Genomic DNA, 14,254 nt, shown 5'->3' on the forward strand with positions numbered 1-14,254 from the left:
CGGACAGAACCGGGCTTTCGGGGTAATCAGGTATTATACGGTAAAGCTTTCGCCGCAACCGCACTCGCCCTGCGCATTGGGGTTATTGAACTTAAATCCTTCGTTCAGTCCCTCTTTGACAAAGTCCAGCTCCACCCCGTCAAGGTGAATCAAGCTCTTGGCATCGACGATGACATTGACGCCATTGGCTTCAAACACCTCATCGTCTGGATTGAGATCATCAACGAACTCAATCACGTAAGCTAAACCAGAACAGCCAGAGGTTTTCAGTCCTAGGCGCAATCCTATGCCACGACCGCGATTCGCCAGAAATTGACGTACTCGCTCCGCCGCCGCATCGGTCATAGAGATGGCCATGTTGACTCCTGCTATTACTTGTCGTGTTTGCTGTTGTAGTCGGCGATAGCCGCCTTGATGGCATCTTCCGCCAGAATAGAGCAGTGGATCTTAACCGGTGGCAACGCCAACTCTTCGGCGATCTCAGTGTTCTTAATCGCAGCCGCTTCGTCTAGGGTCTTACCCTTCACCCACTCGGTAACCAGTGAGCTGGAAGCGATTGCGCTACCACAACCGTAGGTCTTGAACTTGGCGTCTTCGATAACACCTTGCTCATCCACCTTCAGCTGCAATTTCATCACGTCACCACAGGCCGGTGCACCCACCATGCCGGTCGCGACGCTTGGATCGTTCTTGTCGAATGCGCCAACGTTACGAGGGTTTTCGTAATGGTCGATCACTTTTTCACTGTAAGCCATATTTACGCTCCAATCTCTTGCGGGGCCGTTACTCCGGCCCTCGTATCAAATTAGTGTGCCGCCCATTCAACCTTGGACAGGTCGATGCCGTCTTTGAACATGTCCCACAATGGAGACATTTCGCGTAGCTTGTCGATGGCACCGCGAATCTTACCCACGGCGTGGTCGATCTCCTCTTCGGTAGTGAAACGACCGATAGAGAAGCGAATTGAGCTGTGCGCCAATTCATCGTTCATGCCCAAAGCTCGTAGCACGTAGCTTGGCTCTAGGCTGGCAGAGGTACAGGCTGAACCGGAGGAAACCGCGAGGTCACTCAAGGCCATCATCAAAGATTCACCTTCAACGTAGTTAAAGCTGATGTTGAGGTTAGACACGATGCGCTGTTCCAGATCACCGTTGATGTACACCTCTTCGATGTCTTTGATGCCATCAAGCAGGCGGTCACGCAGTACGCGTAGACGCTCTGTCTCAGCGGTCATCTCCTCTTTGGCGATGCGACAGGCTTCGCCTAGGCCAACCAACTGGTGCGTTGCCAAGGTACCGGAGCGCATGCCGCGTTCGTGGCCACCACCGTGCATCTGGGCTTCCAGACGAACACGCGGCTTACGACGAACGTACAGAGCGCCGATGCCTTTCGGGCCATACATCTTGTGAGCGGAGATGGAGATCAGATCCACCTTCATCGCTTTAACATCAATCGGCAGTTTGCCAGCACTTTGAGCAGCGTCAACGTGCAGCAAAATGCCTTTGCTACGACACAGCTCACCGATGGCAGCGATGTCGTGAATTACGCCGATTTCGTTGTTTACGTGCATGATGGAAACCAAAGTGGTGTCGTCACGCATCGCTTGTTCAAATCGTTCCAGAGGGATGATGCCGTTGCTATCAGGCTCTAGGTAGGTAACTTCAAAACCTTCACGCTCAAGCTGTCGACAGGTATCCAGTACCGCTTTGTGCTCGGTTTTACTGGTAATGACGTGCTTGCCCTTCTTCTGATAGAAGTGAGCCACACCCTTAATTGCCAAGTTATCAGACTCGGTTGCACCAGAGGTAAACACGATCTCGCGAGGATCGGCATTAAGCAGGTCAGCTACCTGATTACGGGCAACGTCTACCGCCTCTTCGGCTTGCCAGCCGTATTTGTGAGAGCGGGAAGCTGGGTTACCAAACATGCCTTCGGTGGTCATATACTGAACCATCTTCTCTGCGACACGAGGGTCCACAGGGGTGGTTGCTGAATAATCAAAATAGATCGGAAGTTTCATTATCTTCTCCGACTTGAGCCGGCCAAAATGCATGGTGCCGGCGGTGAGTTACATCATGGCGTTGCCGCCAAAAACCTATTGAGCGTGTGCTTTAGCTTGTTGGTGTTCCTGACGCAGGGCGACAACCTTCACGTCATGGTTTGACATCAAGTCAGCCAAACTGATGCCATTTAAAAATCCGGCGATGCGGTCGCTTAAATCACCCCATAGCGAGTGAGTCAAACAGCGAGCTCCGCCTTGACAGTTGCTCATGCCGTGGCAACGGGTGGCGTCCACTGACTCGTCGACTGCGTGAACCACCATGCCCACTGCGATGTCGCTGGCATCCTGACCTAGCAGGTATCCGCCTCCTGGACCACGTACACTGCTGACTAAACCATTTTTGCGAAGTTTAGCAAACAGTTGCTCCAGGTAAGACAAAGAGATACCCTGACGCTCTGAGATGTCTGCCAACGGCACGGGGCCTTCAGCAGAATGAAGCGCGACATCAAGGATGGCGGTCACAGCGTAACGGCCTTTGGATGTTAATCTCATAACCTTTCCCCTAACTGCAATACGCGAATCATACCATATACCCTAGTAAAATACTCAAGTATTATTTCGATCATTAAAATCGGTATTTTTGAAGAAAGGGGAATACCCCAGCAACTTGCTGGGGCATTTAACATGATTCAGCAGCGGGATTCAAATGCCTGGGTCAAATCTTTGATGTTCTTTCAATCGAACATCGGCGGCTTGTTGCTCGGCATCTTCAAAGGCGTCCACATTGAGCTTGGGTAACTCACTGGTTTCAATGCTACAACCTTGCGCTTTCAGGGCCTGACACATCTCTACCATGCGAGCATCCATCAGGTTCATGTGATCCAGCATCGAACCGATGGCACTGGCTACCGGATCCGGGTTATCCGGTGACACCGCATACGCATCGAAGCCATACTTTTTCGCCAAATGGCTGCGGCTGTGCTCTTTCTCTCTCAGCTCTTTACTCAGCACTTCGCGGGCTGGAATGCCGATCACCGTGGTGCCTGGGTTGACCGCCTTCACCACCACCGAATTGGAGCCAACACGGGCTCCTTCGCCAATCTCTAAAGGCCCAAGAATCTTAGCCCCAGCACCGACAACCACATTATTGCCCAGCGTAGGGTGACGCTTACCCGCATTCCAACTGGTGCCCCCAAGGGTAACGCCATGATACAGGGTTACGTCATCACCAATCTCGGCGGTTTCACCGATAACAATGCCCATGCCATGGTCGATAAAGAAACGTCGCCCGAGCTTGGCGCCTGGGTGTATCTCCACGCCAGTCATCCAACGAGAAAAAGTGGACAGCAATCGAGCACTCAATTTCCAATCACGACGCCACAATTTATGGGCCGCCCGATGAATCCAGATGGCGTGCATTCCGGGGTAGTTGGTCAAGATCTCAAAGGTGCCGGTTGCGGCCGGATCTCGATGGTAGATGGAAGCTATGTCTTCCTTTAGTCTCGCGCGTATACCCATGGGTTAACTCTATTTATTGCAGGTCTTATCGATAGATGTGAGGACGCCTCGCAGAATATTCAACTCCTGCTGCTCAGGCCGAGCTCGATTAAATAACCGTCTGAGCTTAGCCATGATCATCCCTGGGTGCTGAGGCTTGATAAATCCGGTCTTCAATAGTGCCGACTCAAGGTGCTCATAAAACCCCTCAAGTTGCTCACCATTGGGGTAAGGTTCCAACTCGGGTTTTGGTTCAGCATTGAGGCTTAAATGCTTCATGCGCACTTCGTACGCCAAAAGCTGTACCGCTTGGGCCAAGTTCAAGCTGGAGTATTCCGGGTTCGCTGGAATGTTGACGTGGAAGTTGCACAGCTGCAGCTCTTCGTTGCTCAGGCCATGGTTTTCACGACCGAACACTAGGGCTACCGGGCTGATTTGCCCCTCAACGGCCAGCCGCTCTCCCGCTTCGCGGGCATCAAGCTGCGGCCAATCTAAGCCACGGCGGCGCGCGGAGGTTCCAATCACCAAAGGGCAATCGGCAATGGCCTCTTCTAGGGTATCCACCACGGTGAGGTTTTTGAGCACATCAACGGCGCCAGCGGCCAATGCCACCGATTTGCCATCGGGTTCCACTTTCGGTGCCACCAACATCAGTTGCGACAACCCCATGGTTTTCATAGCACGGGCGGCGGAGCCGATGTTTCCTGGGTGGGAGGTGCCCACCAGAATAATGCGGATATTTTCTAGCATCCGTTTGATTACTTAGATAAACAACAAAGGAGCCATATGCTAACACAGCCACCTAAACTCCTTTATAACGAATTCCCGCTTTTATATACGCAAACTCTTTGCTAGAATTCGCGCCCACCCGAAACGGGTTCCGTTCTTTTACATCCAGGGGTATCGATATGCATCCGATGCTAAACATCGCCGTACGAGCAGCTCGTGCCGGCGGCAAAGTAGTTGCGCACGCGTTTTCTGAACAAGGCAACATTGACGCCGAATTGAAGGGCGCCAACGATTACGTCACCAAAGTGGATCGCGATTCTGAAGCGGCCATCATTGCCACCATTCAAGCTTCCTATCCGAAGCACACCATTATTGGTGAAGAAACTGGCACCATCGCCGGTGAGCACGACGAATTTCAATGGATTATCGACCCACTGGATGGCACCACCAACTTTGTGAAGGGCATCCCTCACTTCGCCATCTCCATCGCTCTGCAGATCAAAGGTCGCATCGAGCACGCCGTGGTATTCGATCCAATTCGTAACGAGCTGTTCTCAGCTTCTCGTGGCGCCGGCGCTCAGCTGAACGGCTACCGCATTCGTACTTCTGGTGCTCGCTCTCTGCGCGGCACCGTAATCGCGACCGGTTTCCCATTCAAAGCTCGTCAGCACACTGAAAGCTACATGAAGATCTTCGGCGACGTATTCACCGAAGTTGCGGACTTACGCCGTGCGGGTTCTGCTGCTCTGGATCTGGCTTACGCTGCCGCTGGCCGCGTAGACGGTTTCTTTGAGATCGGTCTGAAGCCTTGGGACATTGCAGCCGGCGAACTGCTGGTTAAAGAGTCTGGCGGCTTGGTATGTGATTTCGCGGGTGGCCACGATCAATTGAAGAACGGAAACATCGTTGCCGGTACCCCGAAAGTTACTGCAGCTCTGCTGACTACCATGCGCCCTCACCTGAATGAAGGCCTGAAGCGCTAATTCTTTGAAATTAAGCGACTGATAGTCATAGAAAAGGAGGCCTAGGCCTCCTTTTTTCATTTCTGAACTACCTACAATTCGATACAATGTGCTCTTTTTCGGCTTGCTGAAAAGACAAACTCAAACATGACACTTTTGTGACATCTGGCACAGATTGCTTGATTAACTCAATAACAGGGTTAATATGCGCATATCCAGATATGAGGAAACCATGAATCCGCATCAATTTTTTAAACTACTCAGCGACGAAACCCGACTGCGCTGCGTTCTGCTTCTTGCTCGTGAAGAGGAGCTGTGTGTGTGTGAGCTGGTTAGTGCTCTGGAAGAGAGCCAGCCTAAGATCTCCCGCCACCTAGCAACCTTGCGCAGCCATGGTCTGCTAAAAGATCGTCGTCGAGGTCAGTGGGTATTCTACTCTGTGAGTGAGGAGCACCCAGGTTGGTTAAGAAATATTGTGGCGGCATTAGGTAACTCCAACTGTCTGGCTGAAACCTATCAAGCCGATGTTAAGCGCTTAGCAGCCATGGCAGAACGCCCCTCACGCTGCTAGCCAAATTTGAGGAACAAAAGATGTTACGTGTTGGTATTAATGGCTTTGGTCGTATGGGTCGCTTGGTGCTTCGCACCGCCATGCAACGTCAACTTCCAATCCAGTTTGTTCAGGTAAATGATCCTGCGGCGGATGCCCACACCATGGCTCACCTGGTGCAGTTTGATTCCGTTCATGGCACTTGGGATGAGTCAATCTCAGCCACCGATGAGCAGATGCTGATCGCCGGCCAACAGATACGCTACACCCAACACCGTGACATCGATGCCAATGACTGGTCTGACTGCGATCTCGTTATTGAAGCCAGCGGAAAATTCAAAACCCGTGAGCAATTAGATAAGTATCTAGCTCAAGGGGTTAAAAGGGTGGTAGTAACCGCTCCGGTCAAAGATGACTCGGTACTCAACGTGGTGGTTGGGGTCAATGATCATCTGTTTAATGCTGATAAGCACCCAATTGTGACCGCCGCCTCCTGCACCACCAACTGCTTGGCACCTGTGGTTAAAGTGATCCATGAGCAGCTTGGGATCAAGCACGGCAGCATCACCACCATTCACGATATCACCAATACCCAGTCAATTTTGGATCAGCCCCACAAGGATCTGCGCCGTGCCCGTGCCAGCGGCCAAAGCCTGATCCCAACGACCACAGGCTCGGCCAAAGCGATCACTCAGATCTTCCCAGAGCTGACCGGCAAACTGAACGGTCACGCCATCCGTGTGCCGCTGGCCAACGCGTCTATTACCGATTGCGTATTTGAGGTCGAGCGAGATACCACCGCCGATGAGGTTAACGCCATGCTTAAGTGCGCCGCCGAAGGCGAACTTGAAGGCGTTCTGGGTTTTGAATCACGCCCACTGGTATCCGTGGATTACAAAACCGACCCACGCTCCAGCATCATCGATGCATTGTCCACCATGGTGGTAAACGATCGCCAAGTGAAGATCTACGCCTGGTACGACAACGAGTGGGGTTATGTAAATCGCACCATCGAACTGGCTCTAAAAGTCGGAAACGCCTAAATGAACGCAGGGCTTAAACAGTACCTGCTGATCACCACCAACTACTGGGGCTTTACCCTGACCGACGGCGCTCTGCGTATGTTGGTGGTGCTCTACTTCTATCAGCTTGGGTATTCCGGCTTTGCTTTGGCGTCGCTGTTTCTGTTCTATGAGATCTTCGGCATTGTCACCAACTTAGTTGGTGGCTACCTAGGGGCTCGGTTAGGCCTAAATCGCACCATGCAAATTGGCATGGTGCTGCAGATAGGCGCCCTGATGATGTTGGCGGTTCCCGACAGTTACCTGACACTGGTCTGGGTGATGGCCGCTCAAGGGATCTCAGGCATCGCCAAAGATCTCAATAAGATGAGCGCAAAAAGTGGCGTCAAACTTCTGTTGCCCGAGCAGCAACAAGGCAAGCTCTATCACTACGTGGCTTTGCTGACTGGGTCTAAGAACGCCCTAAAAGGGGTAGGTTTTTTCCTCGGGGGCGTGCTACTGAGCCAGTTTGGATTTCAATCTGCGGTCACCATTATGGCCATCGCTCTGGCTCTGATATTGGTACTGACTCAGCTGGGACTGACTCAGGAGCTGGGTAAAACCAAAGCCAAACCCAAATTCCGCCAACTGTTCTCCAACAGTCGCAGCATCAATGTGCTCTCCGCCGCCCGCCTGTTCCTATTCGGAGCTCGAGACGTATGGTTTGTAATTGCACTGCCGGTGTTCATGGCATCTCAGCTCAATTGGAGCCAACAACAGATTGGAGCCTTTATGGCGGTGTGGATCATCGGCTACGGCTTGGTCCAGGGCATTGGCCCAAAACTGACAGGAAAAGCAAATCGGCCTTGGCGTGATTGCTTACTGTGGCTAGCTCCATTGACCCTATCGCCGCTGGCGATCATTGGCGCTTTAGCCCTGGGTTGGAACCTGACTTTAAGCCTCACCATTGGCCTACTTATCTTCGGCGCCCTGTTTGCGGTCAACAGCTCCCTGCACTCCTACCTGATCCTCGCGTTCAGCCGAGGTGAAGGGGTATCACTGGACGTTGGCTTCTATTACATGGCCAACGCCAGCGGCAGATTGCTGGGCACCGTGCTTTCCGGCGCCCTGTATCAAATTGGCGGTCTGGAAACCTGCTTGCTGGTCTCCAGCTTAATGCTGGCCACCGCTTGGGGAATCAGCTTGCTTCTGCCTTCGCAACTCGACGCTTAGCGCGCTGACGCCAAGCTAGGTACAACATCAGATAGAGGGTCGCCAATCCCAAGGCGGCCCCAGTTCCTAACGTTACGCCCAGTAATGGATAACAGGCGTACACTGCCAAGCCGTAAACAATCAAACTGCCCACCCCAAACGGATAATGCTTTGCCAGCACCATCACAGGCCGGTTGTCATAATCCAAGCGAAGCAGCAACATCAACGGGAACAGGGTCACTGGGAACGCCGCCATTACCCCTGCAAGGCTTTTTGGCAACCAGTGAGACAGTGCCGTAATAATCAGTACAATCACCGCCGCCAGTAACGCTCGTCCCCAAATCATCGCTTTGGAAGGTTTAACAGCAACAAATTCAGGCTCTTTCACATCACGGCACAGATAGATTGCTAACAGTGCCACAACCGTTGCCACCAATGCGCCATAGACACCTAAAGGTGGTAAAGACTGAGCCACAGCGGCAAAACTGGCTAGTGCTGCCACAGACAATACCATTGGCCACCAACTTTTAATCTGCATTCTATCCGCTAGCAAGGTGAATACCACACAGTAGCCCGTAGTCGCGGCCAGCCCCAATAATCCATAGAGCGCCGCCTCGGAAGCGTAATCGGCACCATGCTCAATACCATAGAAAAACAGCACGATGGCGGTACCCAAAGGGTAGCCAGATAAGACCCCCGCAATGCGCGGCCCCACTCGCTCAGCCAGCCAAGCCAAACCCACGACCGCAGCCACTGCCGCCAGAACTTTAAAAAAAATTAACACCGATATTATTCCGATTTATAGGGATAGAATAAGGATATCAGCCTTTTAGCCATCACCAACTCCCAGTCGTGATCCCCTTCACAGAGTTGCGCATGAATCTTTATAACGCTGGAGATAGACTGTAGGGAAACCAAATTCTGGTTAAGGAAACCGTGGATGAACTATTTATACAAACGCTTTGGTCTACCAAGCATCGCCTTCCTTGAGCACTTCATATTGATCATCATCACCATTGCGACACTAGTGGCCATTGGCCAAGAGATCGCGATCATGGTCAACAATCGTCACGTCGCCCTAGCGGATCTGCTATTGCTGTTCATCTACTTAGAAGTGTTGGCCATGGTGGCAGGCTATGCGGCAGAGGGTCACCTTCCGATCCGAATGCCAATTTACATCGCCATTGTCGCCTTGGCTCGCTATCTGATTCTCGACATGAAAGCGATGGAAGATTGGCGGGTGTTGGCGGTCTCCGTCTCAGCTCTGCTGTTAGCAGCCACAGTTCTGGTCATCAACTACGCTCAATTGACCAAGCGCAAAGCCATCAAGCTGCCGGAAAACAACGAATAACAAAAAGGCGCCTCAAGGCGCCTTTTTTAATTCACGGATAAATATAGACACCGATTAGTGGCTGCACATGTTGCCACGATTCAAGACATAGCCATCGCCCTGACTCGCCACTTTCTCCATCTTAATGAAGAACTTCAAAATCTGATCGATGTTTTGATCTTCCAAACGACAGGTATGAAATTTTACCGCTTCGCCAAAATTGGCAACGGTTAACTGCTGCAACTGCTCCAGCGTCAACGGCTCAGATTGCTCGCCAATCAGGTTTAACAGTTCATGGGCGTGAATGGAATCAGACATAACAGTACTCCTAATAGAATTGATGCCAATTATATGCAACTTTAGGGTTCAGTCCATGATCCAGTCACGATTTTGCCACCTTTTCTCAATTTAACGCTTTGTCGGCCAAGTCCCTCCCACACTCAAAAAGATCAAAATTCACCCTTAACCGTTAATTTTTAGGCACCTTCTCAATACAGTCACTACACTTAATTTAATTTTTGAGGCAATCCATCGTTTGAGTATTGAGGTGTCCTATATGTCCTTAACCAAGTCGGAGTTGACCCAGAATCTGGTGACTAAGCTCAACCTATCCACCAACGACGCCAAAGAGTTGGTCGATGCATTTTTTGAAGAGATTCGAAACTGTCTAGAAAATGGCGAGGAGGTTAAGCTCAGTGGCTTTGGGGTATTCCATCTTAGAGACAAAAGCCCTCGCCCCGGCCGTAACCCCAAAACTGGCGAAGAACATGAGATTTCCGGTCGCCGAGTCGTAACCTTTGCTGCGGGCGGTAAACTCAAAGGTCGCGTTGCCACACTTAAAGCAGAGTAATCCAGAGACGGCTTTATGGATAAAGCCGACTACTCTTTTCATCAAGTGAGTTGAGCCGCTACGCAACATAAGCGGCTGTCAGAGCCCTTGAATCAACCCCAGCAAATGCGTATGGTTATCGCCCGATTTTACGAGGTGATGCCCATGGCGCTGCTTGATTACCGCCCCCCAACGACCCCATTTCTTGATGTCCTGTATCAGGACGACGCCATCATGGTGGTCAATAAACCCAGCGGATTGCTATCGGTACCGGGGCGCGATCCTAAACACGCAGACAGCGTCTACAACCGTGCCCTCACCCTAACACCACAAGTGTTCGTGGTGCACCGACTGGACATGGCCACCTCAGGGTTAATGGTACTGGCGCTAACAAAAGACGCCGAACGAGAGTTGCATCGCCAGTTCCGCGAAAAAGAGCCCAGTAAGACCTATCTGGCTCGCGTCTGGGGTCATCTAAGTGAACCCGAAGGCGAAGTGGATCTGCCGCTAATTTGCGACTGGCCTAATCGGCCGCTGCAAAAGGTCTGTTTCGAACACGGCAAGCCGTCCCAGACCCAATACCGCACACTTAGCCAAGACGACACCAGCACTCTCGTCGAGCTGACGCCAATTACCGGACGTTCGCATCAGCTTCGAGTGCATATGCTCTCCCTAGGCCACCCCATTGTCGGGGATGAGTTTTATGCAGAGGGCGACGCCTTTAATGCTGCGGACAGGCTGCTGCTTCATGCTCACAAGCTTTGCATTACTCATCCTGAAAGCAATGACCCGATCGAGTTCGAAGCACCGTTGCCGTTTTAATCACGGCAACAACAAAGCAAAATCGCCTCCCAATGGGAGGCGATTTTAATTCTGTCGCTGAGATGCTTGAGCCGTGGCTCAGATTAAAGCATGGTTTGGCAAGGCTGCTGCCACACACCACACTGCACTTGGCCGATGTGAGACAGACGCAACATAAACATGGTCAATCGAGACTGGCCGATGCCACCACCAATGGTTTGCGGCAGTTGCCCCTGCAGAAGCTGCTGATGCCAAGGCTGCGCCATCTGAGCTTCACGCTGAGCCAATGTCATCTGGCGCTGCAGAGCCTCGGCATCAACGCGTATGCCCATTGAGCTAAGCTCAAACGCATCTTCCAGTTCCGAATGCCACACCAAGATGTCACCGTTTAACCCCTGCCCCAATTCTGACATGGTGCTCCAGTCATCGTAATCCGGAGCGCGACAATCATGGGCTTCACCGTCTTCCAGCTTGCCACCGATGCCCATCAAGAATACCGCGCCATGCTCTTTGCAGATCGCTTGCTCACGCTGTTTCGCAGTGAGCTCAGGGTAACGTTGGCGCAAGGCCTCCGCATGGATAAAGGTAATGGTTTCTGGCAATTGGGTTGGTAAACCATACTGCTGACTGATCTGCTGCTCGGTGGCCTTTAAGGCCCCGTAGATCGCCTCCACTCGTTGAGTCAGCCCCTCTAAAGTGCGATGACCTTGAGGCAGAACCTGTTCCCAGTCCCACTGATCCACATACACCGAGTGCTTAGGCCCAAGACTATCTTCATCAGGACGAAGCGCTTTCATGTGCGCCACAATGCCTTCGCCCTCAGAGAAATCAAATCGACCCAACAGGCCCCGTTTCCACTTCGCCAGTGAGTGCACCACCTCAAAGCTACGCTCAGGGATGGCTTTTACCTTTACTGAGACCGCCTGCTCGTAACCGGACAGATCGTCCTGAATGCCAGAGCCCACTTCAGAGAGCATCGGCGCTTGCACCTCCAACAGATTCAGGCGCTGACACAGCTCACGGCTAAAGGTGTCTTTGACAAAACCGATCTGTTGTTGACGTTCAATAAAGCCCTGCTTCATGGCATTTTCCTCAGTTAATAAGTGCTTCTGCATTTAATAATTCAACAGAACACAGCCTTTATTCAATAATCATCAACAAATAAAGCTTTACGCATTTTAAATCATTAAAATTTAGCGCTAGAATTGAGAAATCATTATTTATAGGTACAAAAAATGTCCACAGATTACCGAATCGATAATCTCGATAAAGCGGTCTTAAGTGCATTGCAGGCGGATGCCCGAACTCCCTACGCTGAATTGGCCAAACAAAATGGCGTCAGCCCAGGCACCATTCATGTGCGAGTGGAGAAGATGAAACAGGCAGGCATCATCACCTCGGCTCAGGTGATGGTGGATCCCAAAAAGTTGGGCTATCAGGTGTGTTGTTTTATCGGCATCAACCTAAAGGCGGCTGGAGACTATCCTGAAGTGCTGGCCAAATTGCAGGCCTTACCGCAAGTGGTTGAAGCCTACTACACCACGGGTCATTACAGCATCTTCACTAAAATTTTGATTCGAAATATCGATGCACTGCATGATCTACTGGTGAACCACATCCAGTGCATCGAACAGATCCAATCCACAGAAACACTGCTGTCACTGCAACAACCGATCATGCGCCAGATTCAGCCTTAACGACGGAACCTGGCAGCAAAACCGATTCAATTCAGCAAGCGTGCATGCAGACGATTGGTGATCGCTTCCACTTCACTGCTGGCCACTAGGAAACACAGGTTATGAGCGCTGGCTCCCTGACAGAACATGCGAATGTTGCTATCGCCAATCGCATCGAGCACTCGAATGCCGATCCCCGAGGTATGGGCAATGTGGTTGCCTATTACCGCCAGCAACGACAGATCTCGTTCCACCTCAACTCGGCAAAGTGGTGCTAACTCCTCCAGTAGCGCCTCGGTTATTAGAGAGCGGCCGCTGGAATCTGAACCGGTCTGATCGAGAGTGAGTGCCACCGACACTTCAGAGGTGGTAATGAGATCCACTGAAATTCGATGCCTTGCCAAAATCGCAAATAGCTCCGCCAGAAACCCTTGGGAGTGCAGCATGTTCAAGCTGTGGGCAGTCAATAGCGTCTGGCCTCGACGCAAACTTAGCGCACGAAACTTAGGTCGACTCTCACAGTGGTTTCGAATCCAAGTTCCGCCCTGTTCCGGCGCGCGAGTGCAGCCGACGAACACCGGTGTTTGACTGCGCTGTGCAGGTAAAATGGTGGCGGGGTGCAGAATCTTAGAACCAAAAGTGGCCATCTCAGCCGCTTCGGAAAAGCTCAGCTCAGCAATGGGTTTAGCATCTACCACAACTCTAGGGTCGCAGCTATAAATACCATTCACGTCAGTCCAAATCGCCAGCGCGCTGGCTCCCAGCGCTTCTGCCAACAGCGCCGCACTAAAATCCGAGCCACCTCGTCCTAACGTGGTGACATTCCCTTCATCATCCGCACCAATAAAGCCTTGAGTAACCACGACTTGATTCTCGGTAAGTGGCAACAACTGCTCTAACGCATTCAAGGTAAGTGAGGCACAATCGGGTGTGGCTTTCCCATGATGACCGTCGGTTCTCATCACTCGGGTTACATCAAAATTGACCGCATCGACACCCAACTGTTTCAAAACCTGAGTCAGCAATAATGAGGAACAGCGTTCGCCAATCGACAATAGACTATCAGCCAATGGGGCAAGCTGATCCCCAGTACAATGGCTGATGCGATCCACCAAATTGGCCATCTGCGTCAATAAGGCATCAACGGCCGCGCGAATCTCGCTGCCACTCAATTGATCGACGATGGCATACTCGATGGCGGCAATCTCTTTGAGAAGTCGCTGCCGCTCGTTGTTAGGAAGATCCGCTTGAGTTAACTCAACCAATCGGTTGGTAACCCCTGCCGCTGCGCTAACAACCACGACCCGAGTTGTGGGGTCGGACACAATAATGGATGCGCACTGAGAGAGAGCCGTAAAATCGGCAACGGAGGTGCCGCCAAACTTGGCGACTTGTAGAGGTGTACTTGCATTCGTCATAACTTCGAACCTGTAACTTTGTTCGAAGAGCCTGGCTCGACAACACGCCACCACTTAGGCATGTTCGACCAGAAGCTCTCCACCACATCCTTAGGTGACAGTCATAGGGATTCAGCCCTATCAACCGAGGGATGGGCGATCGACCACCGGCTCCCTCTCGGCGTTACTCCCCCTGATTTTGGCTCACTGAGCGTCGACGCTCTCGTCAAAACTGCCTGGGTAACGCACCTCTTCTGGCCCTGCACAC

18 protein-coding genes and 1 riboswitch are annotated in these 14,254 nt (G+C 51.8%); of the genes, 8 read left to right on the forward strand and 10 right to left on the reverse strand.

The window, feature by feature from the left end:
• Positions 1-33: 33 nt before the first annotated feature.
• The 6 genes from iscA to trmJ form a co-directional block, all read right to left on the reverse strand.
• The gene (gene iscA / locus FCL42_RS11355; protein WP_136863539.1) at positions 34-357 is read right to left on the reverse strand and encodes an iron-sulfur cluster assembly protein IscA; all 324 of its coding nucleotides are present in this window, start codon (positions 355-357) and stop codon (positions 34-36) included.
• Positions 358-371: 14 nt separating this feature from the next.
• Positions 372-755 (reverse strand): Fe-S cluster assembly scaffold IscU, encoded by a 384-nt coding sequence (gene iscU / locus FCL42_RS11360; protein WP_136863540.1) that lies wholly within the window; start codon positions 753-755, stop codon positions 372-374.
• Between the two features lie 50 nt (positions 756-805).
• Positions 806-2,020: an IscS subfamily cysteine desulfurase gene (locus FCL42_RS11365; protein WP_136863541.1), complete on the reverse strand. Its 1,215-nt coding sequence runs from the start codon at positions 2,018-2,020 to the stop codon at positions 806-808.
• A 75-nt stretch (positions 2,021-2,095) separates the two neighbouring features.
• The gene (gene iscR / locus FCL42_RS11370; RefSeq protein WP_136863542.1) at positions 2,096-2,554 is read right to left on the reverse strand and encodes a Fe-S cluster assembly transcriptional regulator IscR; all 459 of its coding nucleotides are present in this window, start codon (positions 2,552-2,554) and stop codon (positions 2,096-2,098) included.
• A gap of 150 nt (positions 2,555-2,704) precedes the next feature.
• Positions 2,705-3,520 carry a serine O-acetyltransferase gene (gene cysE / locus FCL42_RS11375; RefSeq protein ID WP_136863543.1) on the reverse strand — a complete coding sequence of 272 codons (816 nt, stop codon included), beginning with the start codon at positions 3,518-3,520 and terminating at the stop codon, positions 2,705-2,707.
• Between the two features lie 9 nt (positions 3,521-3,529).
• Positions 3,530-4,249 carry a tRNA (cytosine(32)/uridine(32)-2'-O)-methyltransferase TrmJ gene (trmJ, locus tag FCL42_RS11380; RefSeq protein WP_136863544.1) on the reverse strand — a complete coding sequence of 240 codons (720 nt, stop codon included), beginning with the start codon at positions 4,247-4,249 and terminating at the stop codon, positions 3,530-3,532.
• A gap of 158 nt (positions 4,250-4,407) precedes the next feature.
• On the opposite strand from trmJ, the gene suhB reads away from it, so the two are divergent.
• From suhB to arsJ, 4 genes are all read left to right on the forward strand, one after another.
• Positions 4,408-5,211 (forward strand): inositol-1-monophosphatase, encoded by an 804-nt coding sequence (gene suhB / locus FCL42_RS11385; protein WP_136863545.1) that lies wholly within the window; start codon positions 4,408-4,410, stop codon positions 5,209-5,211.
• 211 nt (positions 5,212-5,422) lie between these two features.
• Complete coding sequence (locus FCL42_RS11390) at positions 5,423-5,761, forward strand: metalloregulator ArsR/SmtB family transcription factor (protein ID WP_136863546.1); 339 nt, start codon at positions 5,423-5,425, stop codon at positions 5,759-5,761.
• 20 nt (positions 5,762-5,781) lie between these two features.
• The gene (locus FCL42_RS11395) at positions 5,782-6,783 is read left to right on the forward strand and encodes an ArsJ-associated glyceraldehyde-3-phosphate dehydrogenase (RefSeq protein ID WP_136863547.1); all 1,002 of its coding nucleotides are present in this window, start codon (positions 5,782-5,784) and stop codon (positions 6,781-6,783) included.
• The gene (gene arsJ, locus FCL42_RS11400; RefSeq protein WP_136863548.1) at positions 6,784-7,974 is read left to right on the forward strand and encodes an organoarsenical effux MFS transporter ArsJ; all 1,191 of its coding nucleotides are present in this window, start codon (positions 6,784-6,786) and stop codon (positions 7,972-7,974) included.
• Here arsJ and FCL42_RS11405 read toward each other — a convergent pair.
• On the reverse strand, positions 7,940-8,737 hold the full coding sequence (locus FCL42_RS11405) for a hypothetical protein (protein WP_136863549.1): 798 nt from the start codon (positions 8,735-8,737) through the stop codon (positions 7,940-7,942). The two genes, arsJ and FCL42_RS11405, sit on opposite strands and share 35 nt — an antisense overlap.
• Before the next feature lie 156 nt (positions 8,738-8,893).
• Here FCL42_RS11405 and FCL42_RS11410 point away from each other — a divergent pair, with 156 nt between their 5' ends.
• Positions 8,894-9,304 carry a phosphate-starvation-inducible protein PsiE gene (locus FCL42_RS11410; RefSeq protein WP_136863550.1) on the forward strand — a complete coding sequence of 137 codons (411 nt, stop codon included), beginning with the start codon at positions 8,894-8,896 and terminating at the stop codon, positions 9,302-9,304.
• 54 nt (positions 9,305-9,358) lie between these two features.
• Here FCL42_RS11410 and FCL42_RS11415 read toward each other — a convergent pair whose 3' ends face one another.
• Positions 9,359-9,601 carry a YecH family metal-binding protein gene (locus tag FCL42_RS11415; protein WP_136863551.1) on the reverse strand — a complete coding sequence of 81 codons (243 nt, stop codon included), beginning with the start codon at positions 9,599-9,601 and terminating at the stop codon, positions 9,359-9,361.
• A 238-nt stretch (positions 9,602-9,839) separates the two neighbouring features.
• Between FCL42_RS11415 and FCL42_RS11420 the strand changes: the two genes are divergently transcribed.
• Together FCL42_RS11420 and rluA are read left to right on the forward strand one after the other, a co-directional pair.
• Positions 9,840-10,133 (forward strand): integration host factor subunit alpha, encoded by a 294-nt coding sequence (locus FCL42_RS11420; protein ID WP_136863552.1) that lies wholly within the window; start codon positions 9,840-9,842, stop codon positions 10,131-10,133.
• 144 nt (positions 10,134-10,277) lie between these two features.
• Positions 10,278-10,934 (forward strand): bifunctional tRNA pseudouridine(32) synthase/23S rRNA pseudouridine(746) synthase RluA, encoded by a 657-nt coding sequence (rluA, locus tag FCL42_RS11425; RefSeq protein ID WP_205729261.1) that lies wholly within the window; start codon positions 10,278-10,280, stop codon positions 10,932-10,934.
• Positions 10,935-11,017: 83 nt separating this feature from the next.
• Here the strand turns inward: rluA and asnA are convergent, their stop codons facing one another.
• Complete coding sequence (gene asnA / locus FCL42_RS11430) at positions 11,018-11,995, reverse strand: aspartate--ammonia ligase (protein WP_136863601.1); 978 nt, start codon at positions 11,993-11,995, stop codon at positions 11,018-11,020.
• Positions 11,996-12,148: 153 nt separating this feature from the next.
• On the opposite strand from asnA, the gene asnC reads away from it, so the two are divergent.
• The gene (asnC, locus tag FCL42_RS11435) at positions 12,149-12,610 is read left to right on the forward strand and encodes a transcriptional regulator AsnC (protein ID WP_136863553.1); all 462 of its coding nucleotides are present in this window, start codon (positions 12,149-12,151) and stop codon (positions 12,608-12,610) included.
• A 26-nt stretch (positions 12,611-12,636) separates the two neighbouring features.
• Here asnC and lysC read toward each other — a convergent pair whose 3' ends face one another.
• Positions 12,637-14,007, reverse strand: coding sequence for a lysine-sensitive aspartokinase 3 (gene lysC / locus FCL42_RS11440; protein WP_136863554.1), 1,371 nt, complete (start codon positions 14,005-14,007; stop codon positions 12,637-12,639).
• Between the two features lie 64 nt (positions 14,008-14,071).
• A riboswitch (Lysine riboswitch) is annotated at positions 14,072-14,248 on the reverse strand.
• Positions 14,249-14,254: the final 6 nt, after the last annotated feature.

This window comes from Ferrimonas aestuarii, from assembly GCF_005116665.1.
Taxonomy (GTDB): domain Bacteria; phylum Pseudomonadota; class Gammaproteobacteria; order Enterobacterales; family Shewanellaceae; genus Ferrimonas; species Ferrimonas aestuarii.